The 25,473-nt window shown below is 53.3% G+C and carries 22 protein-coding genes, 3 pseudogenes, 1 CRISPR repeat array and 1 riboswitch; of the genes and pseudogenes, 19 read left to right on the top strand and 6 right to left on the bottom strand.

Annotated features, from left to right (window positions below; all coding sequences use genetic code 11):
• Nucleotides 1-85: 85 nt before the first annotated feature.
• Nucleotides 86-475 (bottom strand): annotated as a pseudogene (locus ABMV07_RS00120) (alpha-amylase family glycosyl hydrolase); the annotation flags it as partial.
• 213 nt (nt 476-688) lie between these two features.
• On the opposite strand from ABMV07_RS00120, the gene ABMV07_RS00125 reads away from it, so the two are divergent.
• The 3 genes from ABMV07_RS00125 to ABMV07_RS00135 are packed head-to-tail and all read left to right on the top strand — an operon-like array spanning nt 689 to nt 3,477.
• The gene (locus ABMV07_RS00125) at nt 689-1,687 is read left to right on the top strand and encodes a substrate-binding domain-containing protein (RefSeq protein WP_088266489.1); all 999 of its coding nucleotides are present in this window, start codon (nt 689-691) and stop codon (nt 1,685-1,687) included.
• The gene (locus tag ABMV07_RS00130; RefSeq protein ID WP_374064769.1) at nt 1,684-2,715 is read left to right on the top strand and encodes an ABC transporter permease; all 1,032 of its coding nucleotides are present in this window, start codon (nt 1,684-1,686) and stop codon (nt 2,713-2,715) included. The genes ABMV07_RS00125 and ABMV07_RS00130 overlap by 4 nt, the downstream gene beginning before the upstream one ends.
• Entirely contained in the window at nt 2,716-3,477 is a 762-nt protein-coding gene (locus tag ABMV07_RS00135; RefSeq protein WP_088266487.1) for an ATP-binding cassette domain-containing protein, read from the top strand. It begins immediately after the preceding gene.
• A 47-nt stretch (nt 3,478-3,524) separates the two neighbouring features.
• Here the strand turns inward: ABMV07_RS00135 and ABMV07_RS00140 are convergent, their stop codons facing one another.
• Nucleotides 3,525-4,109, bottom strand: coding sequence for a hypothetical protein (locus ABMV07_RS00140; protein WP_374064770.1), 585 nt, complete (start codon nt 4,107-4,109; stop codon nt 3,525-3,527).
• A gap of 68 nt (nt 4,110-4,177) precedes the next feature.
• Between ABMV07_RS00140 and ABMV07_RS00145 the strand changes: the two genes are divergently transcribed.
• Nucleotides 4,178-4,714 (top strand): peptidylprolyl isomerase, encoded by a 537-nt coding sequence (locus ABMV07_RS00145; protein ID WP_003853344.1) that lies wholly within the window; start codon nt 4,178-4,180, stop codon nt 4,712-4,714.
• Nucleotides 4,715-4,865: 151 nt separating this feature from the next.
• On the opposite strand, the pseudogene ABMV07_RS00150 reads toward ABMV07_RS00145, so the two are convergent.
• Nucleotides 4,866-5,775, bottom strand: a pseudogene (locus ABMV07_RS00150) (transposase); the annotation flags it as partial.
• A 200-nt stretch (nt 5,776-5,975) separates the two neighbouring features.
• Between ABMV07_RS00150 and ABMV07_RS00155 the strand changes: the two are divergent.
• Nucleotides 5,976-6,508, top strand: a pseudogene (locus ABMV07_RS00155) (transposase); the annotation flags it as partial.
• A gap of 96 nt (nt 6,509-6,604) precedes the next feature.
• Here ABMV07_RS00155 and ABMV07_RS00160 read toward each other — a convergent pair.
• Entirely contained in the window at nt 6,605-6,943 is a 339-nt protein-coding gene (locus ABMV07_RS00160) for a DUF6968 family protein (RefSeq protein ID WP_374064771.1), read from the bottom strand.
• Between the two features lie 250 nt (nt 6,944-7,193).
• Complete coding sequence (locus ABMV07_RS00165) at nt 7,194-7,406, bottom strand: IS3 family transposase (RefSeq protein WP_370684809.1); 213 nt, start codon at nt 7,404-7,406, stop codon at nt 7,194-7,196.
• 309 nt (nt 7,407-7,715) lie between these two features.
• Between ABMV07_RS00165 and ABMV07_RS00170 the strand changes: the two genes are divergently transcribed.
• The 8 genes from ABMV07_RS00170 to thiD all read left to right on the top strand — a co-directional run bounded on the left by ABMV07_RS00170 (nt 7,716) and on the right by thiD (nt 15,735).
• The gene (locus ABMV07_RS00170; protein ID WP_088266563.1) at nt 7,716-8,333 is read left to right on the top strand and encodes a rhomboid family intramembrane serine protease; all 618 of its coding nucleotides are present in this window, start codon (nt 7,716-7,718) and stop codon (nt 8,331-8,333) included.
• Nucleotides 8,334-9,294: 961 nt separating this feature from the next.
• Nucleotides 9,295-9,405, top strand: a riboswitch (TPP riboswitch).
• Nucleotides 9,406-11,205, top strand: a complete 1,800-nt coding sequence (gene thiC, locus ABMV07_RS00175) for a phosphomethylpyrimidine synthase ThiC (protein WP_374064772.1) — start codon at nt 9,406-9,408, stop codon at nt 11,203-11,205.
• Nucleotides 11,189-11,857, top strand: coding sequence for a thiamine phosphate synthase (locus tag ABMV07_RS00180; RefSeq protein ID WP_374064773.1), 669 nt, complete (start codon nt 11,189-11,191; stop codon nt 11,855-11,857). Before thiC ends, ABMV07_RS00180 begins: the two co-directional genes overlap by 17 nt.
• Nucleotides 11,854-12,942, top strand: coding sequence for a glycine oxidase ThiO (gene thiO / locus ABMV07_RS00185; RefSeq protein WP_197691463.1), 1,089 nt, complete (start codon nt 11,854-11,856; stop codon nt 12,940-12,942). Before ABMV07_RS00180 ends, thiO begins: the two co-directional genes overlap by 4 nt.
• Nucleotides 12,926-13,126 carry a sulfur carrier protein ThiS gene (thiS, locus tag ABMV07_RS00190; RefSeq protein WP_197690306.1) on the top strand — a complete coding sequence of 67 codons (201 nt, stop codon included), beginning with the start codon at nt 12,926-12,928 and terminating at the stop codon, nt 13,124-13,126. Before thiO ends, thiS begins: the two co-directional genes overlap by 17 nt.
• 1 nt (nt 13,127) lies before the next feature.
• On the top strand, nt 13,128-13,913 hold the full coding sequence (locus ABMV07_RS00195; RefSeq protein ID WP_197692271.1) for a thiazole synthase: 786 nt from the start codon (nt 13,128-13,130) through the stop codon (nt 13,911-13,913).
• Nucleotides 13,913-14,923 carry a ThiF family adenylyltransferase gene (locus tag ABMV07_RS00200; RefSeq protein ID WP_374064774.1) on the top strand — a complete coding sequence of 337 codons (1,011 nt, stop codon included), beginning with the start codon at nt 13,913-13,915 and terminating at the stop codon, nt 14,921-14,923. Before ABMV07_RS00195 ends, ABMV07_RS00200 begins: the two co-directional genes overlap by 1 nt.
• On the top strand, nt 14,920-15,735 hold the full coding sequence (gene thiD, locus ABMV07_RS00205) for a bifunctional hydroxymethylpyrimidine kinase/phosphomethylpyrimidine kinase (protein WP_196977861.1): 816 nt from the start codon (nt 14,920-14,922) through the stop codon (nt 15,733-15,735). The genes ABMV07_RS00200 and thiD overlap by 4 nt, the downstream gene beginning before the upstream one ends.
• Here the strand turns inward: thiD and ABMV07_RS00210 are convergent.
• Nucleotides 15,687-15,941 (bottom strand): DUF4265 domain-containing protein, encoded by a 255-nt coding sequence (locus ABMV07_RS00210; RefSeq protein WP_374064994.1) that lies wholly within the window; start codon nt 15,939-15,941, stop codon nt 15,687-15,689. The genes thiD and ABMV07_RS00210 overlap by 49 nt on opposite strands.
• Before the next feature lie 116 nt (nt 15,942-16,057).
• On the opposite strand from ABMV07_RS00210, the gene ABMV07_RS00215 reads away from it, so the two are divergent.
• The 6 genes from ABMV07_RS00215 (at nt 16,058) to cas5e (ending at nt 25,472) form a co-directional block, all read left to right on the top strand.
• A complete protein-coding gene (locus ABMV07_RS00215; protein WP_374064775.1) occupies nt 16,058-17,656 on the top strand; it encodes a CRISPR-associated endonuclease Cas3'' in 1,599 nt (532 codons plus the stop codon).
• Nucleotides 17,657-17,738: 82 nt separating this feature from the next.
• Nucleotides 17,739-18,860: a CRISPR-associated helicase Cas3' gene (gene cas3, locus ABMV07_RS00220; RefSeq protein ID WP_374064776.1), complete on the top strand. Its 1,122-nt coding sequence runs from the start codon at nt 17,739-17,741 to the stop codon at nt 18,858-18,860.
• Between the two features lie 236 nt (nt 18,861-19,096).
• Nucleotides 19,097-21,077: direct repeats of the CRISPR family, unit length 28 nt; unit sequence GTTTTCCCCGCACCAGCGGGGATGAGCC.
• Nucleotides 21,078-21,311: 234 nt separating this feature from the next.
• Entirely contained in the window at nt 21,312-22,985 is a 1,674-nt protein-coding gene (gene casA, locus ABMV07_RS00225; protein ID WP_374064777.1) for a type I-E CRISPR-associated protein Cse1/CasA, read from the top strand.
• 3 nt (nt 22,986-22,988) lie between these two features.
• The gene (gene casB / locus ABMV07_RS00230) at nt 22,989-23,615 is read left to right on the top strand and encodes a type I-E CRISPR-associated protein Cse2/CasB (protein WP_088267460.1); all 627 of its coding nucleotides are present in this window, start codon (nt 22,989-22,991) and stop codon (nt 23,613-23,615) included.
• Nucleotides 23,616-23,629: 14 nt separating this feature from the next.
• Complete coding sequence (gene cas7e / locus ABMV07_RS00235) at nt 23,630-24,763, top strand: type I-E CRISPR-associated protein Cas7/Cse4/CasC (RefSeq protein ID WP_088267461.1); 1,134 nt, start codon at nt 23,630-23,632, stop codon at nt 24,761-24,763.
• Between the two features lie 4 nt (nt 24,764-24,767).
• Nucleotides 24,768-25,472: a type I-E CRISPR-associated protein Cas5/CasD gene (gene cas5e / locus ABMV07_RS00240; RefSeq protein WP_088267462.1), complete on the top strand. Its 705-nt coding sequence runs from the start codon at nt 24,768-24,770 to the stop codon at nt 25,470-25,472.
• Nucleotide 25,473: the final 1 nt, after the last annotated feature.

The raw sequence follows: 25,473 nt of genomic DNA on the forward strand, positions 1-25,473 counted from the left end.
TGAGGGAGGGCCAGATGGCTTTCCAGAGCTCGTATTGTGTCACGGAATCCATGCTGGTATCGGCTATGATCTGGGCGTAGTCGCCGTGGATTACTTCGTCAAAAATGAAGGCGTGGGGGTGGGTGGTGCGGACTTGGTGGAGCACCTCGCGCCAGAATTCCGAGTCGACGGAATAGGCTGCGTCGAGACGCCACCCCGTAGCGCCTTGGTCTAACCAATACCGCATAACGTCCGCCACGTGGCTGGACGCACCATCGAATATCACTGCAATCCCGCGCTCATCACATGCGGCGACCAGCGATTGCCAGTCCTCGGCCGTGCCCAACCGTGGGTCGATCTCATAATGATCAATCGTGTCGTACCTATGCGATACCGAACGGAAAATGGGCCCTAGCAGCAATCCCGTGCACACCAGCAAATCCCAGTGGATATACCTGCCACATGATCGTGGTGGGATCCCACGCTCTCGTATCACTATGAGTTATGGGGTTCATGATAGGCGGAATAGCAGTGCCAGCGGTGCCCCTGGGCCAACGTGACCGAGCTATTTCTCTTCCTTGCTATGGTGAGCCACCGCTACATTGCACCCCCAGATAGGGAGGAACCCTTCCCAGCTCAACCCCACTGAATCGATAAAGATGCAGGTCAGCGGTTTGACCTCAAGCCGTTGATGCGACACCATGCTTGAGTGAAAAGTATAAAGAAGACCCTCAAAGCCGCCGCAGCTGCTGCGGCAGCCCTTGTTACTGTCACCGCATGTTCCGCTACTGGCGGTGCCCCGAGGGCTTCTGACAATCCCAACGGCCAAGCAGGAGGCGTGGATACTCCTCGTTACACCGTTGCGATGATTACTCATGGCGCGCCGGGTGATACCTTCTGGGATTTGGTGCGCAAAGGTGCGGAGGATGCGGCTCGTAAAAACAACATTGAGCTGCGGTATTCTTCGGATCCGGAGGCTCCTAATCAGGCGAATCTTGTGCAAAATGCGATTGATTCTCGTGTGGATGGCATTGCGGTGACGTTGCCTAATGCGGATGCGATTGGTCCGGCGGCGCGTAAGGCTGCCGATAAGAAGATCCCGATTGTGGCTCTGAACGCTGGTATGGATGCGTATCAGAAGTACAACATCAGTGCGTTTTTTGGCCAGGAGGAAAAGGTTGCTGGCACGTTGGCTGGTGAGCGTTTGGCTAAAGATGGTGCTCGTCATGCATTGTGCGTGATCCATGAGCAGGGCAATTCTTCGCAGGAAGCGCGTTGTGCTGGTGTGAAGAAGGGCATGGGCGGCAATGTGGAGACGTTGTACGTCAATGGCAAGGATCTTACGAGTGTGCAGTCGACTGTGCAGGCGAAATTGTCACAGGATAAGAGCATTGATTGGGTGATGGGCCTGCAGGCTCCGGTTGCGATGACTAGCGCGGAGGCTGTGAAGAACGCGGGCAGTGTAGCGAAGGTGGCTACGTTTGATACCAACGCGCAGCTTGTCGACGCCATCTCTTCGGGTGCGATTGCGTGGGCTGTGGATCAGCAGCCGTATATGCAGGGTTATTTGGCTGTGGATTCGATTTGGTTGGCGCATCGTAATGGTTCCACGATGGGGGGTGGTCGTCCGGTGTACACGGGTCCAAGTTTTGTGGATAGCTCCAATGTGGAGGCGATTTCTGAGGCTGCGAAGGCGGGTCTACGATGAGTTCTGCTTCTGCTGATGATCGACTTCGTCGTCGTACTGGTTTTTCTGCGCTGATTCGTCGCCCTGAGTTGGCGAGTTTGCTGGGTACTATCGCTATTTTCGTGTTGTTCATGGTGTTGGCGCCGTCGTTTCGCTCGTTGGAATCGTTTTCCACGGTGTTGTATGCAAGTTCCACTATTGGCATTGTTGCGGTAGCGGTGGGCATGCTGATGATCGGGGCGGAGTTTGATTTGTCTTCTGGTGTGGCGGTGACGAGCACTGCGTTGGCGGCCACGATGTTGAATTACAATTTCCACCTGAATAGTTGGGTGGGTGCCGGTATTTCGTTGGTGTTTGCGCTGGGTATTGGTGCGTGGAATGGTTTTCTGGTCACGCGTACTGGCATTGATAGTTTCTTGATTACTTTGGCAGGTTTTTTGGGGTTGCAGGGTTTGAATTTAGCGATCACTAAGTGGGTGACGGGCCAGGTTGCTACTCCGATTATTTCTGACATGGAGGGTTTTGGTTCTGCTCGCGTGGTGTTTGCTGGCACGATTCATGTGGGATCGGTGTCGATTCGTGCCACGGTGTTGTGGTGGATTTTCTTCGTCGTGATCGGCTCGTGGTTGTTGTTTAAAACTCGGTTTGGCAACTGGATTTTTGCGGTGGGTGGCGATGCCGATGCTGCTCGTGCTTCGGGTGTTCCGGTTGATAGCGTAAAAATTATTCTGTTCATGTTTGTTGGTTTTGCGGCGTGGTTTGTGGGTATGCACAATCTTTTCGCTTTTGATTCGATTCAGGCTGGCCAGGGCGTGGGTAATGAGTTTTTGTACATCATTGCTGCGGTTATTGGTGGCTGTGCGATGACGGGTGGTCGCGGAACGATTATTGGTACGGCGATTGGTGCTTTGATTTTCGGTATGACTAATCAGGGCATTGTGTACGCAGGGTGGAATCCGGATTGGTTTAAGTTCTTTCTTGGTGCCATGTTGTTGTTTGCGGTGTTGACTAATACGTCGTTTGCTAGTGTGACCAAGGGGAGGCGCTAAATGTCTGAGATTATTGCGTTGCGGGATGTGACCAAATCCTATGGCAGTTTTGATGCGCTGCGCGGGGTGTCGCTTTCAATTTCCGCAGGTGAGGTCCTGTGTGTGTTGGGTGATAATGGTGCCGGAAAATCGACGTTGATTAAGATTTTGTCGGGTATTCATAAGCCCACGAGTGGCGAGATGCTTATCGATGACACCCCGGCGGTGTTCAATGGTCCGCGGGATGCTTTGAATCATGGGATTGCTACTGTGCACCAGAATCTGGCTGTGGTGGGGCATATGTCGGTGTGGCGTAATTTCTTTTTGGGCCAGGAGCTGACGGGGTTTTTAGGTCGGCTGCGTGAAGACGAGATGCGGCGTATTACCCAGGAGCAGTTGGCTGCTATGGGTATTGATCTTCCTGATGTGGATGTGGAAGTGGAGTCGTTGTCTGGTGGTCAGCGTCAGGTGGTGGCGATTGCCCGTGCGGTTTATTTCGGTGCCCGTGTGATTATTCTTGACGAGCCCACTGCTGCCCTTGGTGTGAAGCAATCCGGTATGGTGTTGCGTTTTGTGGCGGCTGCTCGTGAAAAGGGTATTGGTGTTGTTCTTATTACGCACAATCCCCATCATGCGTATCTTGTGGGCGATCACTTTACGATCTTGAATCTGGGTAATCAGATTCTGGATGCTGATCGCAGCAACGTGACTCTTGAGGAACTCACTCAGCATATGGCTGGCGGTGGCGAGCTAGAGGCCCTGAGCCACGAGTTGCGTCGATAACATAGCCTGCCGCACGTGAACACGTGGCTGGCTATGAATCTAATGGGTTAGTCGTCGTTCTTTTCGCTGTCTTTGAGCTGCTCTTCGAGGGAGTTGAGTAGTTCCTCGTCGCGCTCAGGGATTCCCTCTTCTGGGGTTTGTGTGGAGTAGACCAGACGGGATTCTTCGGTGTTGCCGGTATCGGCACCGAAGTCCTCAACGCGTGGTGGTTCATCGGATACGCTGGCTCCGGAGAACCTATCCCAGAGGAAGTAGGCTGCGGCGCCGAGTGCTGCGAGTACTACGGTGTAGAGGGAGCAGCGCACAACTTGGGCGCCGGCGCTGCGCTTCTTCTTGGTGAGGCCAGCTTTTTGAGCTTGCTTGCGTGCTTTCTTGGAGGTCTTAGCGACGTCTTTTTTGGTGCTCTCGGCGGTGTTTTGTGCGTCCGCGAGGGCTGCGTCGAGACGCTTGCGTGCTTGGCCTGCTAGCGAGGTTACGTTTTCTACGGCGCTGTCGCGGACATCTTCGGCGGTATCTGCTGCGGACAGGAGAGCGTCGTACGCCTCACTGGCCTTGCGGTCGCGGTAGTCCGCGTACTTGTCGTATGCCGCCTTTGTCAGTACAACTGCGCCACGGATGGTGGTTGGGTTCATCCTTTATAGTCCTTCCCAGTTGTGGTTACTTATCCATCAAGCGTAGCGAGGTTGCGGGTTTCATGCTTATGATGAATGGCATGACTTTGAAGACCGCTACTGCGATTCTGCACACCAACCGTGGTGACGTTTCCATCGAGTTGTTTGGCAACCATGCGCCAAAGACCGTCGAAAACTTTGTCACCTTGGCAAACGGTACCGCTGAGTACAAGACCGAAAACGCTTCCGGCACCAACGAGGGCCCTTTCTACGATGGCGCAGTGTTCCACCGCGTTATCGACGGCTTCATGATCCAAGGTGGCGACCCAACCGGCACCGGTCGTGGCGGCCCAGGCTACATGTTCGCTGATGAGTTCCACCCTGAGCTCCAGTTCGATCGCCCATTCCTGCTGGCTATGGCGAATGCCGGCCCAGGAACCAATGGCTCCCAGTTCTTTATCACCGTGGTACCAACCCCACACTTGAACAACCACCACACCATCTTTGGTGAGGTCACCGATGCAGCTTCTCAGAAGGTTGTTCTTGACATCGCTCAGACTGCAACCGATCGTATGGATCGCCCAGTTGAGCCAGTGGTTATCGAGTCCGTCGAAATCACCGAATAAAAAGCTTACGCTGAGCGCTTTAACGCTTAACGACGCCCCTGCTAACACTTTTTACTGAACTAGCCCACGAAAGTTGGACTGGTTTAATTCTAGGTGGTTAGGGCCTTAAGGGTCTGATCCCGATACTGCATCGGAGTCAGGCCCTTGAACCGTTGTCGTAGCAGTTGCCCTTACGCGACATCGACTGCACACCACCAATAGACTTAATTAACTAACACCAACTGGAATGCTGGTACTAGATCCCTTGGTCAGTGTGCACCATCAACCCTTCACCATGTTTATGCCACGTGATCGCATTCTTTAACGAAGTAGACGTGAACTTCGTTGACGGGGATGTCGACAACTCGTGTGCCAGAATACTTCGGTCGCTTAGATCCATGATCTATGAAAGATAGGCCTTCATACCAGCCACCTAAAAATTCGGTGACATCACTAACACATACTGTGTTGGGTTGTTCTGGCGTGACGTTGCAGTCCAGGAGGTTCTTTGTGATGTGGCTCGTCTGGTCTTGGATTTCAAGCCCATCTGGTCCATGAGCTTGTAGACGAGCTTGTGGTTTATCTCCCAGCCTCGTTGACGTGAATCGGCCTGAATTTTTGAGAGTGGCGTGTTACGCGGCGTGAAGGCCTGGCCAGTCTAGGCGTTGCTGGTGGTAGAAGTACGTCGACCTTGCTAAGCCTGCTGCTTCTAATAGGTCGTTGAGTCGATATTGTGACTTGAGGATGACGATGGCTTTGGTCTTTAGCCTCGCCGTTGGTTTTTCAAGTCCCGCAATTTTTTTAGGTAGGCATTTTCCGCCCGAAGTTTCTCGTTTTCACGGCGAAGTCTGTCTTCCTGGGGTCAACAGTACAAGCCGAGCTGAGCCTTTCGGTTTGGGCCTAAGCGCCTCATCACCGCCTTTGCGCCACTTAGTCACCCAGTCTTTGACCTGTTGAGGTGAGGACAGCTTACATTCTTTCGCTAGGTCCATGCGTGTTTCGCCAGCGAGGAAACGGTCGACTACTTCCTTTTTGATCTCGAAGGAGTAGTGCTTCTTGGTTGGTTTCTCCACAAGACATAGCCAGCGATGGTACAAGGCTACGAGCTGGGGCGCGCTGGACCCCAATCCGACGTGCCGTAGTCGTAAAACCCAAGTCTTGCTCACATAGGCCAACGAGCTGTTCTCGTTGTTCTTCTGACAGAGAACTTCGTGTGTTCATAGAAATACTCCCTATTAGTCGGTGTCTGATTTCTCAGTCCAACTAATGGGGAGCAGTTCATGACGCACTGAAAGGCTTTCCCGAAGCAATCCAGGCAATCTGGCTGGACTCCATGGTCCACACCTCACGTGGTGCATTTGATTCGTGCCGCTAACAGGTGGGTAGCCTATGGCGACCGGAAAGAGGTCTCGAAGTGCACTCGATGAGTTTGAGGCCAGCGATCTTGGCCAGAAGTATCCGCAATCAGTGAAAGTCTAGCGCGACGGGTGGGACAGGTTCATTGCGTTCCTGCAGTTCCCACCAGCGGCAAGGAAGGTTATCTACACTACGAATTCCGTCGAATCGATGAACAGTGAGCTGCGGAAAGCAACACGAAACCGCGTTCAGTTCCCGTCGGATTCCGCGGCTGTGAAGACGCTGTGGTTGATGATCTGTAACATCGAGGACCGTCGTGCTGCCCGCCGCGCTAAAGAAGGAGCCAAGGTGTCTGCTTAAGCCAAGCGACTTGTCGAAGGCAGCAAGACCAGCAACTGGAAGCAGGCAATCAATCAGCTATCCGTGGCCTACCCCGACAGATTCGCCGCATACTTGTAAATCAGTCCCCGTACACAAACGGACTAACACCCTTGCTTGGCTCGAACTTGAGATGATGCACACGGGGTAATATATAAATATTGCCCCGTGTACATTCTATGAGGTGGCTGTGGGAAATTCTCCGCATACCTTAAGTCGGCTAGGGTCTGAGTTATCTAGCTCTAGCATTCGCAAAGCTGGGTGATGAAGGAATGTTAGATGCTTGGCATCTGGGGACGCTTTTATGGTTGAACCAATGGTTGCGAGCGCGAATATCATCGCTTCCATTGGGTCACTGCCGACACAACGAAGTGAATCTGCTGGGACATCTAAGCCGTCAATTTTCCAGTTGCATACCCATTCACTACCGTCCTGAACGGGTGGCGACATACTGATTGTAACTGCCGCTTCACCTTTGCATTCCAGCGTGCGAATAACCTGCATCACTCGATGCATATTCGGTAGGTGGCGGCGATAGTCACAGCCGTTGTGGACTTGAGTGCAGTAGACATGTGTTCCCCTTTCTGTGGTTCATGTCTCTTGGAGTCGATGGTAAGGCAAGGCATCCTTGCCTGTCTAGTGGAGTAATTTTCAGAGGTGGTGCGTGACAGGTACATTTCTCGGGGTTCGAGTCCTCGCACGCACGCTGGGGTGTTAAGCGTGGGTTTAAGGGAAATTAGGGGATGCGGACATTTTTTAGGAATGTTCAGAGTAGCAGTTCACGCCTGCGTTGATTGATGCTTAATCCATCGAACTCAAGCTTGATTCTATGCTCGTTATAGAAGCCAACATATTCATGAATTGCTCGCTCTAACTCATCACAATGGGGCCACTTATGACCATAGAACATCTCATTTTTCATTCTGCCGAACAATCCCTCGCACGCTGAATTGTCGGGTGAACATCCCTTCTTCGACATCGAACGCGTAAAACCGATGTCCTGTGATGCTTGAATCCAACTGTTGCCCCGATAATGGCACCCTCGATCGGAATGAATTACCAATTTTGCGGGGTCAGGCGGTGCATTATTGTCAAACGCCTGCTTCAGACACCCTCTGTTGAGGTGGAAACTGATTTTTGGAAGCAGAACCCGCCATAGGAAATTGATAGAAATCAAGGCAAATGCCTAGGAGCAAAACCTGGGGCATTTCAGATCCCTTGGTCAGTGTGCACCATCAACCCTTCACCATGTTTATGCCACGTGATCGCATTCTTTAACGAGGTGGGGGTGGTGCATACTGAAGTGATGAACGCACTCAAACGCGCATATGGTCAAGCGCCTGCGACCGCGGTTCTTTGCGCGCTGACGATACTTATCTATCTGCTTACTGTTGTGGAGTCCCGCTCGATTGAACACAACCTTAGTGATTCGTGGATTGCAGATCACTGGACTCTTTATGGTCCGTATTCTCATGGCCTAGGGTGGCTGCGCATGGTGGGGACGGTGTTTCTCCACAGCGGGCCCACACATCTGGCGTTGAACATGTTTATGCTGTTCTTCTTTGGTCGCGAGATTGAGCATTATTTAGGCAGTGGTCGTTTTACTTTGGCTTATATTGTGAGCGGGATTGGGGCCTCGGCAACTGTTCTGCTGATGGATCCGCTTGCGCCTACGGTGGGTGCTTCTGGTGCTGTGTATGGGCTTATGGCGATTTTTGTGGCGATGTCGTACCGGTTGCGTAGGGATCTCACAGCACCGTTGATTCTTATCGCAGTGAATGTGGGCTATTCCTTGCTTATGGATGGTGTTTCCCTGTGGGGACATTTGGGTGGCTTGCTGACGGGTTGTGTGCTGGGGATTGTTTTGGTGTTTGTGCAGACTACTCGAGGTGGTAAGCGGGGGTGAGATAAGGGGTTTATCTAGGGGTCTCTCGTGTTTGCATGAGGCGCCTATTTTTTGAGAAAATCCTTATCACACAAACCACATAAATAACATGAAACCCAAAAGTTAGCTGCAGTTTCGTGGGTTGACTGTTGGTGGGGAGCAATGTGGTTATCGGCTGTCACAAGAGGCGACATGAGGCTACTGGGATGGCCCAACGCCCCAGTTTTTGGCGGGGAATAGCGCACAGCTGTTCCGAGTTATCCCCAGATTTTTGTAATTATCCACCAAAATTTCACAACTTTTGGTCTGTGAGCACAGCGCTGATCGTGTGAAAAAGATTCCACAGCAGTTATCCACAATGTGGATAATTACATGTGTGTTGTTCACAGGGTGATGATCGAATAGCTGTGTGTTCGAAGTACGCGACCTGCTATTTTCCCACAAGATTTCGAACAAATCCGCAGGTGGGGAAGAAGTGCACAACTTTATCCACAGGGTGTGGATAAAGCCTGGGGATAACTTCCATCCGTGTAATTCCACAATTTCTTCCACAGCCTGTGGATAACTTTTGGTGATAGATGTTCACAAGTGGTGGATAACTTGTGAGTAAACCTCACATCTGGTGGTTCTGGCCTAAAAGAGGAGCGCTGTGTCGTGCACGCTAGGCATAAGAGTGCGGGTCAACGCCGGGGACTTGTTTGACTTGAGGTGACCATTTGTGCAGATAGATAGCTACTTTTGTGCAAGAAGTGGCTACGGGGTGATAAAACCCATCCGCCATGCCGGTAACTGAGAAAAATTAAGTTTTTGCGTGGTGGTGGGGAGCGTTCTAGATACCGCGTGATTGAGGGGCTAGGTGGTGGCGTAATACCCCCTAGGCGTTTTACTAAAACCGCATGTCGCCTCGCGCTTTAAAAGTGTTGCTACCCCCATCGGAGTGGGGTGTGGCGGCACAATGTTGGGTGCGTGTTCTAGGTTAGTGAGTGTCCCCCGCGGGCGCCCGAGCACGGGCTGAGATTGCGCTGATGCTGTGCAAGCACCGTTTGAACCTGTCTGGTTAACACCAGCGAAGGAAGAGAGGAGCGCGAGCCTAGTGTCGGCAGCCTCAGCTAATTCAGTAACCAATCCATCTGCTTGGGAAAACTCCGAGATCCATCCGAAGCACTCGTATTCGCCGATCGTTTCCGGTGACCTTGAGGTACCAGAAACGGAGATTCAGCTTGACGATTCTCCTACCGGCCCCAATGATCCAGTTCGGATCTATCGCACCCGTGGCCCTGAGTGTGATCCCACGGTGGGATTGAAGCCACTGCGTGCACAGTGGATTGACAATCGTGAGGACACGGAAGAATATGCTGGTCGTGAGCGGAATTTGGCTGATGATGGCCGCTCCGCGCAGCGTCGTGGCGCAGCGTCGCTGGAGTGGAAAGGTGTGAAACCCACACCGCGACGCGCCAAGCAGGGCAAGCGCGTGACTCAGATGCACTATGCACGCCAGGGCATTATTACGAAGGAAATGGAGTTCGTGGCGCTGCGCGAGCACATGGACCCAGAGTTTGTGCGCAGCGAGATCGCCCGCGGCCGTGCGATCATTCCGAACAACATTAACCACCCAGAATCGGAGCCCATGATTATTGGTCGAAAGTTTTTGACCAAGATCAACGCCAATATCGGTAACTCCGCTGTGACCTCCAGTATTGAGGAAGAAGTATCCAAGCTGCGGTGGGCTACCCGCTGGGGTGCAGATACCGTGATGGATTTGTCCACCGGCGATGATATTCACACCACCCGCGAATGGATTATCCGCAACTCCCCAGTACCAATCGGTACGGTGCCGATCTATCAAGTGTTGGAAAAGGTCAATGGTGTAGCAGAAGACCTTACGTGGGAGATTTTCCGCGATACCGTCATTGAGCAGTGTGAACAAGGTGTAGACTACATGACCATTCACGCCGGTGTGCTGCTCGCCTACATTCCGCTGACCACCAAACGTGTGACCGGAATTGTGTCCCGTGGTGGATCCATCATGGCGGGTTGGTGTCTAGCACACCACAAGGAGTCTTTCCTTTACGAGCATTTTGATGAGCTGTGTGAGATTTTCGCACAGTACGACGTCGCTTTCTCGCTGGGTGATGGTCTGCGCCCTGGTTCTGTTGCCGATGCGAATGATGCGGCCCAGTTTGCGGAGCTGAAAACCATTGGTGAGCTGGCTCGTCGTGCGTGGGAATACGATGTGCAGGTCATGATCGAGGGGCCAGGTCACGTTCCGCTGAACATGGTGCAGGAAAACAATGAGCTGGAGCAAAAGTGGGCTCACGATGCGCCTTTCTACACTCTTGGCCCATTGGTGACTGATATTGCGCCAGGTTATGACCACATCACCTCGGCAATTGGAGCTGCTCATATTGCTATGGGTGGTACGGCGATGCTGTGTTATGTGACCCCGAAGGAGCACTTGGGTCTGCCCAACCGCGATGATGTGAAAACCGGTGTGATTACTTATAAACTTGCAGCTCACGCGGCCGATGTGGCTAAGGGGCACCCTGGTGCTCGTGCGTGGGATGATGCGATGAGCAAGGCGCGTTTTGAGTTTCGTTGGCATGATCAGTTCGCGTTGTCTCTTGATCCAGATACCGCGATTGCTTACCATGACGAAACGCTTCCGGCGGAACCGGCAAAGACTGCGCACTTTTGTTCCATGTGTGGTCCGAAGTTTTGCTCCATGCGCATTAGCCAAGATATTCGTGACATGTTCGCAGATAAGATCGCCGACTTGGGTATCCCGCAGGTTGGCGGCGACGCAGAAGCAGGCATGGCGGCAAAGTCTGAGGAGTTTGTGGCCCAAGGATCGCAGCTTTATAGCGAGGTGCGTGACAATGCTGCCCACGCCTAGGTGGGGTCGAGACTTTGATCCGCGGTGCTACTTTGTCACCGGCACGGGCTCTGTGGATCACATTGTCGACGTAGCGCGCCAAGCAGCGCGCGCCGGCGCTGGGCTCATCCAAGTGCGCAGCAAACCCATTGCCGCCCGTGCCCTGTACATTCTTGGCCGTGAGGTAGCCCGCGCGGTGGCGGAGGTTAATCCTCGCACCCGTGTGCTTATCGACGACCGCGTGGATGTTGCCCTTGCGTTAATGAATAACGGCGAGCACATCCACGGGGTGCATGTTGGCCAAGATGACCTTCCGGTGCGCCATGTTCGCGCCTTGTTGGGTGATAACGCCATCATCGGCCTCACCACGGGCACCCTGGAGCTAGTTCGTGCATCGCGCCAGGTTGCCGAGGTGATCGACTACATCGGTGCCGGTCCATTTCGCCCCACCCCAACAAAAGATTCTGGGCGGGCACCTGTAGGCCTTGCGGGGTACCCGCCACTGGTTGCTGAATCATTGGTGCCGGTTGTTGCCATTGGGGATGTCCGCCCCGAAGATGCGGCTGATCTTGCTGCAACGGGGGTTGCTGGTGTGGCAATTGTGCGCGCATTAATGAACTCACAGGACGTAGCAGCCGATGTGAAACTCGTATTGAAAGGTTTTGCACAATGAAAATAGCTGTTGTAGGTGGTGGAATCGTAGGGCTAAGCACCGCCTTTGAACTTAGTACCCGCGGGCATAGCGTTCACGTATTTGACGCCAACCCAGCAAGCGGTGCCTCACGCTTTGCCGGCGGAATGCTTGCCCCCGCAGCCGAAGTGCAGTTCCAACAAGACCCGTTGTTTCCGTTGATGAAGCGCGCTGGGGAGCTGTGGCCAGACATGGTGCGTCGGGTAGCGCAGCACACCAACCTGCCTACGGGTTATCGCACCGACGGCACCCTCGTTGTGGCAGCCGATCGCGCCGACGCGGAACACCTCAAACAATTGCGCGCAGCCCAAGAATCGGCCGGAATGGACGTTCGACCCATCGCCACCCGACAGGCCCGCGGCCTCGAACCAGCATTAGGGCCTCGGCTATCGGCGGCTGTACACATCCCCAATGACAACCAAGTTGCACCACGAGTATTCCTTACCGCACTACTCGACGCACTCGATGACTGTGGGGTAGAGGTAGGAAAAGAGGAAATCACCGACCTTGAACCCCTGTATCAACAATTCGATGTTGTTGTCCTCGCAGCAGGCCTCGGCGCACAAAACCTAAGCCCCATCCCCCTAGCACTACGCCCCGTGCGCGGCGACATCCTACGAGTACAAACAGAACCAGGGGCAGTCAACATGGTTGTACGCGGTTGGGTCAACGATCGCCCCATCTACATCATTCCGCGCGCAGGCGGTGAAATTGCCATCGGAGCCACCAGCCGCGAAGACGAACGTGACTTACCTAGTGTGGAAGGAATATACGACCTGCTCCGCGATGCCGTACGCGTAGTCCCTGGTATCGTTGATAGCTCCCTTATAGAAGCCAACGTTGGTGTACGCCCCGGCACACCCGACGACCTCCCATACCTCGGATGGGCATCAGACCGACTCATTATCTCCACCGGATACTTCCGCCACGGCATCTTGCTCTCAGCACTCGGCGCCCACGTCACCGCATGCCTCATCGACGGCACCGACCCCGGCATCGACCTCACAGCATGTGCGCCAGATAGACACCGCAACGAAAGAGGAACAACCCATGAACATCTACATTAACGACACCCCCACCACCATAGAATCACCCCAGCTCACCGACATTATTAGCAACCATTGCAACGGAATCCGCCCAGGGATTGCCATAGCCATCAACCAACGTGTGATACCCCGCTCACAATGGGACACCACCACAGTCACCGCAGGCGACCACCTCGACATTCTCACCGCAGTGCAGGGAGGATAACATGCTCACCATCGCAGACCGCAGCTTCCAATCCCACCTCATCATGGGAACCGGCGGCGCAAGCTCCTTTGACACCCTAGAAAAATCCCTCATCGCCTCCGGAACCGAACTCACCACCGTAGCGATGCGTCGACACGCCGCCCACACCGGAGCACACGGCGAATCCGTCTTCGAACTCATGCAACGCCTCAACATCACCCCACTACCCAACACCGCAGGCTGCCGCACCGCCCGCGATGCCATCCTCACCGCACAACTCGCCCGCGAAGCACTCAACACCTCCTGGATCAAAGTAGAAGTCATCGCCGACGACACCACCTTGCTCCCCGACGTCCTCGAACTTATCGACGCCACCGAAACCCTCACCAATGACGGATTCACCGTCCTCGCCTACACTTCCGACGACCCCGTAGTCGCACAACGACTCGAAGACGCCGGCGCCGCCGCAGTCATGCCCCTAGGATCACCCATCGGAACCGGACTCGGCATCCTCAACCCCCACAACATCGAACTCATCTGCTCACGCGCCACAGTCCCCATACTCCTCGACGCCGGCATCGGAACCGCCTCCGACGTCACCCTCGCCATGGAACTCGGCTGCTCAGGCGTACTCCTCGCCAGCGCCATCAACCGATGCATCAACCCCATCACCATGGCCACCGCCATGAAACACGCCGTCGAAGCAGGACGACTCGCGCGCGAAGCCGGGCGCATACCGCGCCGGGAGCATGCGGTGGCGTCGTCAAGCTTTGAGGGGCTCGCCTCCTGGGCGGATGAGGTGCTGTGATGCTCGACGAGCTGGAACGCCAACGCGTAGCCCGCCAACTGCGGCTACCTGGTTTTGGGATTGAGCAGCAAGAAAAGCTCAACAAAGGGCGAGTGCTGGTGATCGGTGCTGGGGGACTGGGCAGTCCTGCCTTGCAGTCCCTTGCGGCGGCTGGGGTGGGGTCGATCCGACTCGTGGATAACGACACCGTGGATGTGTCCAACATTCAACGCCAGATCCTGTTTGGCGTTGGGGATGTAGGACGCTCCAAAGTCCACGTCGCCACCGAAAAATTGCGTGCAATTCAACCCGGGATTCGTATCGACGCCCGCACCGAACGCCTCACCGCACACAACGCACACGAACTCGCCGAAGGCTGCGACGTAATCCTCGATGGCTCTGACACCTTTGCCACCAAATTCCTCTGCGGCGACCTCGCCGAAATAACAGGCATACCGCTCGTCTGGGGCAGCGTACTGCAATTCGAAGGGCACATGGGCGTATTCACCCGCGAGGTAGGGCTAAGGGACCTGTTCCCCGAAGCCCCCACCCAAGGCCTCAACTGTGCCGACGCAGGTGTACTCGGCGCTACCACCGCCGTGATCGCCAACCTCATGGCCACTGAAACCATCAAAATCCTCGCCGGAATCGGAACCGTCCAACCAGGAGCCGTCACCACCTACAATGCGTTGACCAGCACATTTCGCACATACACTGTGGGGCGCGACCCCCTTCGACCTGCAGCCCGCACACTTTACACGTGGACGCTACCCAACGAATACGAACTTATCGACGTCCGCGAACCCCACGAAATAGAACACACCCCCAGCGGCGCGCACATCACCCTGCCACAATCCATGTGGAATGACACCACGGCGATCCAACATGCGCTCGACAACATCACCACAGACAATGTGGTCGTCGTCTGCGCCTCTGGCATAAGAAGCGCCGCATTTATCGAACAATTCGCGCACCTCAACCCACACCTCACCTTCCACAACGTCCCCAGCGGAATCAACGAACTACCATGACCCCACACATACTCACCATCGCAGGATCCGACCCCTCCGGCGGGGCCGGAATCCAAGCAGACCTCAAATCCATCATGGCAGCCGGCGGCTACGGCATGGCAGCAATAACCGCCCTGACCGCGCAAAACACCTGCGGAGTTACCGCAATACACACCCCACCCACGGAGTTCCTCAGCCAACAACTCCGCACCATATCCGACGACATCACCATCCATGCCATCAAAATCGGCATGATCGGATCCGCAGAGGCCGCCACCGCCATCGCCACATGGCTTGACCAGCTACACCACACACCCATCGTGGTTCTCGACCCCGTCATGGTAGCCACCTCCGGATCGGTACTTGGCGAACGTCATTATTTTGAACCCCTGCTTCGCCACGCCACCGTGATCACCCCCAATCTGCCGGAACTCGCAGTCCTGGCAAACAACCACGGCCCTGAACAGGCCGAACATGCCGCACGCAGCCTCGCAGAACAATACGACTGTGCAGTGTTGCTCAAAGGTGGGCACCGACACGGAACCGACGACCTTGGCAACACCTGGATTACTGCCAGTGGCCCCCAATTCCACGCACCCAGCCCCCGCATCCACACCACCAACACCCACGGCACCGGCTGCTCGCTCTCCTCAGCACTCGCCACCCGGCTTGCCATCGAACCCCCAGAACCCGCCCTCCACTGGGCTACCGATTGGCTCAACGGGGCAATCGCCCACGGTAGTGACCTCAACGTAGGCCACGGCAACGGGCCTGTCGACCACAGCTACCGGCTAAGGGAATACTCAGCTAACTGCAACACAATCGAATCATAAGGAGCATCAGCCGGAACACACACCCCAAGAATTCTCGCAGAGTCACTTTCAACATGGCACCCCAACTCTAAAAGTGAATCAACCACGTTCGGACATTGGTTGCTCGTTAATATCCGCAACGTGCGACCACCACCGAGATCCCGCGCATGCAATTGCTCGGAATCAACACCAGGTAGGGAAGGAATAGTCGAGATAATGGAGTTCATATGAGGTGCGATTGTACGCGTATGGGGGTTGGTCAGACGGAAGGCGTCGATAAGCTTGTGCAATGGGCATATTCTGATGGTCAAGAGTGATCGATAGAGACGGAGGAATTGGTCACATGAGCGTGGTAGATCAAGCTGACCAGTGGCGACGTGCGCGCAGCGTGCAGTCGTATTCGTTGTGGGCTAAGTCGGGAAGCGAAGGCTTGTATTTACGCCTGCCCCAACACCTTATCGACGCCGCCTGCGTAGCCGAATGGCTTTGGAACAACTGGGCGTCGGACTCACTGAAATCCACTCTTAGTACAGCGTGGCGACTACCTGCTGAAGAAGTAGGACGTCTTTATATTTTCTATGCTGGAACTCACGACGTGGGAAAAGCGACTATTTCTTTCCAACGGCTTGTAGAAAAAACTTCTCACGGTAACTATCTGCTAGGACCGGTTCGTGAAGCTGGTTTATCGCTGCAATGGACGCTTAACGAGGGTGAGGGTAAAAAATTTCCGCACGGAATGGCATCTGCGCTCATCATTGCTGCGTGGCTGGAAAAACACGATATCGACCCCAGTAGCGCAGCGCGTTTGAGTTTTATTGCTGATGCTCACCACGGCTTTGCTTCAGACGAAGAGCTCTACCGAAGCCACGAAGATACCTTGGATTACTATCCGCCTGAATGGTTGGTGGTCCATGCGGAAATCCTAGACTCCATGGCTGAGATCACTGACATTGGTGAAACCCTAGAAGAATTAGTGGATCAATCCACGCCAAGCGCGCCAGCCATGCAAATCATGACTGGGTTGGTGATTATGGCAGACTGGATCGCCTCGGATGAAAAAGCATTCCCTTATGTTTGTGATAGCTCGCAGCATGACCGCGTTGCGGAGGGCATGTCTCATGTGAATTTGCCGCCGGCATGGGTTCCTACCGATGTTCCAGATAATGTGGAAACTCTGTTTCGTGATACTTTTACGTGGCCAGATTCCTACCAAGTGCGACCCGTGCAACGAGCAGCAGTTGCTGTGGCACGTGCTGTGCAAGACCCAACGCTCATCATCATTGAGGCTCCCACTGGTGAAGGGAAAACGGAAGCGGGGCTTGCTACTTCTCATATTCTTGGTCAAAAAACCGGTGCTCAAGGAATTTTCTTTGCTGCACCCACTATGTCTACAGCTAATGGACTATTTGAAAGAACAAAGAATTGGGCACAATGTACTTCGTCTCGTGGTGAAGTAGCCTCGTTGTATTTGGCGCATTCAAAGAACAAACTATCGCTTCCCTTCCAATCGTTACGTTTTACGTCCATTGGCGAAGACGACCACTTAGAAAAGCATGGATCAGTTGTGGCTTCTCAATGGCTATCTGGTCGGCACCGCGGAATACTCTCGGATTTTGTAGTGGGAACTGTCGACCAGGTGCTTATGATGGCACTTCAAGTGCGATTTTCTATGCTGCGTCACGTGGGTCTCGCTGGGAAAATCGTTATTATCGACGAAGTCCACGCTTATGACGCCTACATGTCCCAATATCTTTATCTCACTTTGCAATGGTTAGCTAAATATGGGGTGAGCGTGATTTTGATGTCTGCAACATTGCCACCACAGCAACGTGCTCGACTTGTTAATGCCTATGCCTCGCAGGTGTGTAAAAAAGCCGATGCAAGCGCATTAAACAGTGACGCATATCCTCTGATTACTGCTGTGAACAAAAAAGGGAATTAGTGTCACAGAAGTCCCTCAAGAAAATTCCGACACTACGATAAAAATAAGGCGTATCGACGATTCTTTGCCTGCCCTAGGTGGCATGTTTAGCGATCTGCTTGTAGATGGTGGAATAGCACTCGTTATCTGTAATACGATTCGTCGAGCGCAACAAGCTTATGACTCTTTAAAAGAGATATTTCCTGATGAAGTAGAACTTCACCACGCTGCCTTTATAGCAACTCAAAGAAGTGAAAAAGAAGATGCTTTGCGAGAATCTCTTGGTCCCCATGCTTCTCGTGGGGAGGATCGACCGTGGCGTCGAATAGTAGTGGCTACTCAAGTCGCCGAACAGAGTTTGGATATCGATGCCGACGTACTAGTTACAGATATTGCGCCTATTGACCTCATTATTCAACGTGCAGGACGTTTGCATCGTCATGAGCGTCCGCATTCTGACAGGCCAGAGATTCTAGGGAAGCCCCAAATTTTTATTAGAGGCATTAATAATGAGGAAATTTCTGGCGAAGTACCAGAATTTGATGGTGGTGCGGCCGCTATATATGGAGAAAAAATTCTGTACGCCACCGTGGCGTATCTTCCTGATGAATTCCATCGTCCCAGCGACGTTCCTAAACTTGTAAAAAACGTGTATTCAGATACCCCTTGTATTCCAGAAAATTGGAAAGAACAATGGGAACTAGCTTGCGTAAAAGCGAAAGAAAACTACGAAAAATCCGTGCGGAAAGCTCAAACTTTTAGCTTCCCTCAACCTCATATGGCACGGACTCTGCGTGATCTTTTTAAGCAGCAACATTCTAATTCGGTCGATAAGAATGAAGAGTCAGGTAGTGCGCAGGTTAGGGATGCTGAATTCTCCATTGAAGTAGTTGCTCTTTTAAAAACCGAATATGGATACCATCCGTTTGGTAGAGAAGAAGAAATCGAGAACGGTAGAGAACTTACTTGGAAAGAAGCTGAGGCATTGGCTGGAAACACAGTGCGTCTGCCAGCCCAAATGACACGTAGAGATTCGGATTTTAATGCCGTTATTGATTCGCTCGAAGCACAAACACCACCAGAATGGCAACGATCCGGTTTGCTTAAAGGCCAAGTTGCGTTGCTTTTCGACGAAAGAGGAGAGGCTCGTGTAGGTCGATTCCTAGTGCGTTATACCAATGAACGTGGATTAGAGGTGGAGGTCTGCCCAAAGGAAGACGCATAAAAGGAAACCCCGCTGGTGCGGGGAAGTATGCCTATGTAAATCTTGTAAAGATATTAAAAAGGCTCATCCCTGATCGCAGGGAACAATGCCAGCCTATGGCTAGAAGAAAAGACTAAGCAAATTTGGGTGAATAGCTGATCCTAAAACAGTAGAAATAAAGATGAAGTAGAAAAATTGCTGAAACAAAGTTATATGTAGTAAGCTCTAACTGTCTCTAAACATGCAGCTTGATAAGGGTTTTCCCCGCACCAGCGGGGATGAGCCCATTATGGACTGGACTCCAGACCCAAACTCCCCGTTTTCCCCGCACCAGCGGGGATGAGCCTTAGCTGTGCTTTTGGGATTGAATAGCGCTTGAGTTTTCCCCGCACCAGCGGGGATGAGCCTATGCGCGTCGTGGGTAACGCCGAATACGGATTGTTTTCCCCGCACCAGCGGGGATGAGCCGCTCTGATTCCCCGTTTTTATTATCCCCACCTAGTTTTCCCCGCACCAGCGGGGATGAGCCCTATCGTGAACGAGAGCGTCACGAAGGACTCGGGTTTTCCCCGCACCAGCGGGGATGAGCCGTATAGCCTTATGTACAAGGTAGTGTGCAATGCGTTTTCCCCGCACCAGCGGGGATGAGCCCCTTGTTTCGGTTGGGGCTTTTCATACCCAAAAGTTTTCCCCGCACCAGCGGGGATGAGCCGCCGGTGAGATGGTCGCCGCTGAGCGGGAGCGTGTTTTCCCCGCACCAGCGGGGATGAGCCGTTCGCCCGATGGTTGGGGATGACGCTTTTCCCGTTTTCCCCGCACCAGCGGGGATGAGCCTCCGTTGGATAGGGCGAGCCATTGTTGTGCTAGGTTTTCCCCGCACCAGCGGGGATGAGCCCTGACCGCGGCGGTGTGTGAGGGATCCTATGTGGTTTTCCCCGCACCAGCGGGGATGAGCCCAAAATACAACGCTGTTGACTTTTTGCTTGAGAGTTTTCCCCGCACCAGCGGGGATGAGCCCTATCGTGGGCAAGGGATTGCACGTCACCTTGTGTTTTCCCCGCACCAGCGGGGATGAGCCGTTCCAGGGTACGAGCTTCAAGATTGTCCTGTAGTTTTCCCCGCACCAGCGGGGATGAGCCTAAGTTCTGGGAAGTCACCGGCGAGTTCCTCGTGTTTTCCCCGCACCAGCGGGGATGAGCCCATGTCACAACGCGCCGCATCATCCGTCATCTCGTTTTCCCCGCACCAGCGGGGATGAGCCGGCAGCGTCTGCGGAGATACGCGGCTGGGTGAAGTTTTCCCCGCACCAGCGGGGATGAGCCCAACTGCCTCATCTTTACCTTGTCGATAATTTGGTTTTCCCCGCACCAGCGGGGATGAGCCCTCTATTACACAGATACGTCTAGTAGGACGGAAGTTTTCCCCGCACCAGCGGGGATGAGCCGTGAGCTAGGTTACAGAATTAATGAATATTAATGTTTTCCCCGCACCAGCGGGGATGAGCCCACGCAAGACTTCCAACAACTGCTAGCAGATGTGTTTTCCCCGCACCAGCGGGGATGAGCCCACGCAAGACTTCCAACAACTGCTAGCAGATGTGTTTTCCCCGCACCAGCGGGGATGAGCCCCAACGCGTGATATTCGCAAATTCTAACCCCCTGTTTTCCCCGCACCAGCGGGGATGAGCCCGCCACCCCCGCTTAGGTGGGTGTGTATGGCTAGTTTTCCCCGCACCAGCGGGGATGAGCCCGACGGCTACGAGTACGCCTACGGTTATGACGTGTTTTCCCCGCACCAGCGGGGATGAGCCGTGGACTGGCTGACAGGGCCGGATCGGTGGACTGTTTTCCCCGCACCAGCGGGGATGAGCCCGACGGCTACGAGTACGCCTACGGTTATGACGTGTTTTCCCCGCACCAGCGGGGATGAGCCGTGGACTGGCTGACAGGGCCGGATCGGTGGACTGTTTTCCCCGCACCAGCGGGGATGAGCCCGATGTGCTGAGTTGCGACATCCGCGATCCATTGTTTTCCCCGCACCAGCGGGGATGAGCCCCACACCCTCATGGCGCTGCAGAAACTCGGCACGTTTTCCCCGCACCAGCGGGGATGAGCCGCCGGTGGAAAAATTTATCATCCGACAGCACTGGTTTTCCCCGCACCAGCGGGGATGAGCCGTGAGTTTGCAGTCATCGCAGCGGATACCTAGCGGTTTTCCCCGCACCAGCGGGGATGAGCCGTTTAACAGGGACTTTGAGAACTGGACCGCCGTGATTCCTTGCACTAGCAGGGTGGATGAATTTTTGTTGAAGAACGGGTTTTTGGATCTGTGTTTTTCATTCAGAGGAATCAGTAAATGATGGGTCTACTAAAAGATTTTGAAAAAACTAACTTTTAATATCTAAAGAGTGTATTCTGTGGAGAAAGAGCTTCCTAAGTTGGGAGTTTTAAAACAATCAGGAAGGAGTTGGTGGTGGCTTCGTTACTGGAGATCCGCTGGATTCTGGCTCTTGATACTCAAGGTAACCAGATTGCAGTTGGAATACGAGATATTTTCGCGGGGGAGGTGCAGGTTGCTTATATTCAGGGGGAGTCCCCGGCTCAAGACTATGCTGTGATGCGGCTTTTGCTGGCTATTTTCTGGCGTGCCCATTCCATGGATATCGACATGGACGTGGAACCTTTTGATTTTCTTGAATGGTTTAACAAGATGAGACGTCGTCTTGCTCGAAAAGGGAAAGATCAGGTCGTCCTAGACTATTTGGATCGTTACGCTGATCGCTTCGAGCTTTTTGATGCAAAAGCTCCCTTTATGCAGGTAGCAGGCCTTCATGTTGCATCGGGCGAGTATAAACATATAACGACGATCATTCCGGAAGCGCAAGACGAGTATTTCAGTATGCGTGGAGGAAAAGAACGCGACTCTGTTTCGATCGAAGAAGCTGCGCGCTGGCTAGTTTATGTACAAGCTTTTGACTACTCCGGTATTAAATCGGGTGCTGTGGGAGACTCGCGCGTCAAAGGTGGGAGAGGTTACCCAATTGGTACCGGCTGGACTGGTATGACGGGCGGCACCTTGGTCAAAGGTGAGGATCTTCTCGACACTCTACTGTTGAATACCACTCTGGAAACCTTGAATGACCCCGAAGACCGCCCCGTGTGGGAGCGTACTGCGTACGGGCCAGATGAAAGGGCTGTGGTTGGAGAGAACTCGCAACCTCAAGGCCCTGCAGATTTAGCTACATGGCAGTCACGTAGGATCCGGTTGATGCCCGAAGGGGATCGAGTCGTAGGAGTAATTGTCTGTAACGGGGACAAGATACCGGACGCTGGTGCCAATGTGCTAGATGATCCGATGACCCCATATCGTTTCTCCGCGAATAAGTCGAAAAAAGACCATGATGTTTACTATCCACGTCCTTATGCCGTAGAGCGAACAATGTGGAAAGCGCTAGATGCCTTAGTCGTTGCAGAAACTGATGGCGGATTTAGTGCTAAAGAAAAGGCTCCTAAGCGGCCGAAAAACCTTGCTAGCTTGGCAGAATTGGCTGTACAAAAGGCCAATGTTCCAGCAGTGCTGAATGTGGATCTGGTTTCTGTGGAGTACGGTCCGCAGGCATCGTCGGTAGCAACTACCTATGCTTCTCGCATGAGTATGCCGGTAGTTTTGCTCCTGACGGAAGCGAAACATCTGCGAGGAAAAGTGCGCGAGATTGCTCGTGCAACCACACAATCTGCAGTGGCTTTAGGGCAGTTTTCAGGGAATCTACTCGACGCGGCTGGTGGGGAATATGCATTCCAACCTGCGATAACAGATCGTGTGTTAGCGGAACTGGAGCCGAGATTTAATGACTGGCTTGAGCGGTTGCGTGATATTTCACCAGAACAAGCAATTCAAGATAACGAATCGTTGACGGATCTGGAGAAAGCTTGGCAGCACACGGCACGGTCAATCATTGATCAGCATGCGCGGATTTTATTGCGCGGTGCTGGTCCCAAAGCGTTGGCAGGACGAATTCAGTATCGCGACGCTGATGACCATAAAGGACGAGTGGTATCGGCAGCTGGCTATTACCGAATGCTGCAGCGGAAACTCGATGAGGTGCTTCCTCTGACAGTAAGAAAACAAGAAAAGGAAGGAGAGTAAGCCATGGCGGAAAACAAAGATGCCCTTCGCGCTGCAGTGGGGGCGACATGTCATAGGTTGCAAGAGGCCTACCTAGGTGATCGGAATTCGGCACGACATCACAGTGCTCGCGCCACCTTGGCAGAGTTACGTCGCGGTGCCACGGTGGATATCAGAAAAAATCCACTGGGCCTAGAAAAAGTGTTGTTTGCAATGGCGAGGGATTTTTCTGACCGTCTAGTTGGACATGGGGATAATCCTTCGCCCTCTGAAGAAGCAGCTTTTGTGGCACTCACACTGTTCGGTGTGCATATGCAGTCTGCTACATCGCCAGTGCATATTCCACAAGTGAGTTTTGCTTCTGCGTGTGGTCGGCTTCATTCGTTGGGAACCTCGGATTCGATCAAGCCACGTGTCGACGCCATGCTTTTAGCCTCCCAGGAACAAGCACGATTGGTTCATATTCGATCGTTGGTGACACTCCTACGGGCTAACAATATTGGATTTGATTACGGACTTTTAGCACGTGATTTGCGTGCCCTTAATGATCCAAAGAAACGTGCTGGCATTCAGCTTCGATGGGGACGGGATTTTGCCATTGGGCATTTCCGTAACTCCAGTTCCACTACTAACTCCACTCAAACTGCTTAGAGAAAGACATCATCATGACTCTCGTTGTAGACATTCACGCACTTCAAACCGTTCCTCCTAGCCTGATTAACCGTGACGATATGGGAGCTCCCAAAACGGCAATTTTTGGTGGTGTTCCACGTCAGCGCGTTTCCTCCCAATCATGGAAGCGGGCAGTTCGACGTTTCTTTGAAGACGAGATTGATAAGAGCACCGTGGGCTTGCGGTCGCGCAAACTTCCGGAAAACATCGTCAGTCGTGCGATCGCACTAGGTAGCGACCTCACCGAAGATCAGATTCTCGATGGTGTGCGTCAGCTGTTTAAAGCCGCAAAAATTTCACTCGTTGAGCCAAAAGCACCTAAAAAGGGCGAAGAATTGCCAGAGGATGCAGAAAAGCATCCCACCACCGGTTACCTCCTTTTCCTGAGCCCATATCAGCTAGATCGTGCTGCTCAGGCTGTTGTGGACAAGAATGGTGAGAAGTTCACCAAAGCTGAAGCGGAAGGCATCTTAGATACTAAGCACTCCGTTGATATGGCACTGTTTGGTCGCATGCTTGCCGACGCCCCTGCGTACAACATTGATGCATCAGTGCAGGTTGCACACGCTATTAGTGTCCATGAATCACAGCCAGAATTCGACTATTTCACGGCTGTCGATGATGTCGTAGAAGACGCTGAAGAAACCGGCGCAGGCATGATTGGCACTACCCAGATGATGTCCTCGACCCTGTACCGCTTTGCCACCGTCAATGTTGATGGTTTGGTAAAAAATCTAGAAGATACAGAACTGGCCCATGAAGCAGTTCGTATGTTCATCCGAGCTTTCGCAGAGTCTATGCCTACCGGTAAGCAGAACTCTTTTGCTAATAACACGCTTCCTGAGCTGATGTATGTTGCTGTTCGCGATACCCGCTCGGTATCTCTGGTCAATGCATTCGAAGAGCCAGTTGCTGCAGTTGACGGAAGTCGTCGACAAGCAGCTGCCACGGCCCTCGCCCGTGAAGAGCGTGACATTGAGGAAGCATATGGAATGAAGCCACTCGCCTCATTCGTGGTGGCACTCGGTGAATTGGGAACAGACTTCGAAGAACTAGCAGAAAAAGTAACGCTCACAGAGTTGGGCGAAGCAGTCATTCGTACTTTAGCGGCTCAGGAAGCGAAGTAACTTCATGTCCTATTCACTTCTACTGCTGCTGAAAGGGCCTTTGCAGTCATGGGGTGATGAGTCTCGCTATAACACACGCGCTACCGGAAACACTCCAAGTAAATCTGGGGTTATTGGGTTGCTTGCAGCAGCACAAGGCCGGCAGCGCACAGACAGTATTGAAGACCTCGTCGCACTCGACTTCGCGGTCCGAGTGGATCAATCGGGCACTCTCCTGCGGGACTATCAGACAGCGCAGCCATGGCAAAAGGCTCCTAAAGCTAACGCAAGCCTCGTAACACGGCATTTTCTTAGCGACGCAGCATTCGTTGCTGCAATCGGCTCTGAAGATAAAGAACTTTTGGAAGGACTCCAAGGGCATCTGCGGCAACCCACTTATCCACTGTTCTTAGGACGACGTTCATGCCCTGCTCCAATTAATTTGGATTTGGGCATTGTGGATAAGCCCGTCGTGGAGGCCCTGATGGATCACGATGCTTGGCACGCAACCTCTGCTCACCAGCAGGAACGTTCTAGGGATGTTGAGCTTCCTATTTATCGTGATGGTAAACCAGGCGAGCACGGTGTTCCTCGGCAAGACGTTCCGTTGTCATTTGCCCAAGAGCATCGTCGATACGGATGGCGCACTGTTGTTTATGCAGGATCGAAGAGCATTATGAACGAAAAGGGCACGGCTAATGATCCCTTCTTTGAGGCGGTGATTTCGTAAC

The sequence above is a fragment of the Corynebacterium belfantii genome (assembly GCF_041898185.1).
Lineage (GTDB): Bacteria > Actinomycetota > Actinomycetes > Mycobacteriales > Mycobacteriaceae > Corynebacterium > Corynebacterium belfantii.

Coding starts and splice junctions, on each gene's coding strand:
- ABMV07_RS00130 (WP_374064769.1), top strand. CDS start 1,684: ATGAGTTCTGCTTCTGCTGATGATCGACTTCGTCGTCGTACTGGTTTT.
- ABMV07_RS00135 (WP_088266487.1), top strand. CDS start 2,716: ATGTCTGAGATTATTGCGTTGCGGGATGTGACCAAATCCTATGGCAGT.
- ABMV07_RS00140 (WP_374064770.1), bottom strand. CDS start 4,109: ATGAACCCAACCACCATCCGTGGCGCAGTTGTACTGACAAAGGCGGCA.
- ABMV07_RS00145 (WP_003853344.1), top strand. CDS start 4,178: ATGATGAATGGCATGACTTTGAAGACCGCTACTGCGATTCTGCACACC.
- ABMV07_RS00160 (WP_374064771.1), bottom strand. CDS start 6,943: ATGCATCGAGTGATGCAGGTTATTCGCACGCTGGAATGCAAAGGTGAA.
- ABMV07_RS00165 (WP_370684809.1), bottom strand. CDS start 7,406: ATGTCGAAGAAGGGATGTTCACCCGACAATTCAGCGTGCGAGGGATTG.
- ABMV07_RS00180 (WP_374064773.1), top strand. CDS start 11,189: ATGCTGCCCACGCCTAGGTGGGGTCGAGACTTTGATCCGCGGTGCTAC.
- thiO (WP_197691463.1), top strand. CDS start 11,854: ATGAAAATAGCTGTTGTAGGTGGTGGAATCGTAGGGCTAAGCACCGCC.
- thiS (WP_197690306.1), top strand. CDS start 12,926: ATGAACATCTACATTAACGACACCCCCACCACCATAGAATCACCCCAG.
- ABMV07_RS00195 (WP_197692271.1), top strand. CDS start 13,128: ATGCTCACCATCGCAGACCGCAGCTTCCAATCCCACCTCATCATGGGA.
- ABMV07_RS00200 (WP_374064774.1), top strand. CDS start 13,913: ATGCTCGACGAGCTGGAACGCCAACGCGTAGCCCGCCAACTGCGGCTA.
- thiD (WP_196977861.1), top strand. CDS start 14,920: ATGACCCCACACATACTCACCATCGCAGGATCCGACCCCTCCGGCGGG.
- ABMV07_RS00210 (WP_374064994.1), bottom strand. CDS start 15,941: ATGAACTCCATTATCTCGACTATTCCTTCCCTACCTGGTGTTGATTCC.
- ABMV07_RS00215 (WP_374064775.1), top strand. CDS start 16,058: ATGAGCGTGGTAGATCAAGCTGACCAGTGGCGACGTGCGCGCAGCGTG.
- cas3 (WP_374064776.1), top strand. CDS start 17,739: ATGTTTAGCGATCTGCTTGTAGATGGTGGAATAGCACTCGTTATCTGT.
- casB (WP_088267460.1), top strand. CDS start 22,989: ATGGCGGAAAACAAAGATGCCCTTCGCGCTGCAGTGGGGGCGACATGT.
- cas7e (WP_088267461.1), top strand. CDS start 23,630: ATGACTCTCGTTGTAGACATTCACGCACTTCAAACCGTTCCTCCTAGC.
- cas5e (WP_088267462.1), top strand. CDS start 24,768: ATGTCCTATTCACTTCTACTGCTGCTGAAAGGGCCTTTGCAGTCATGG.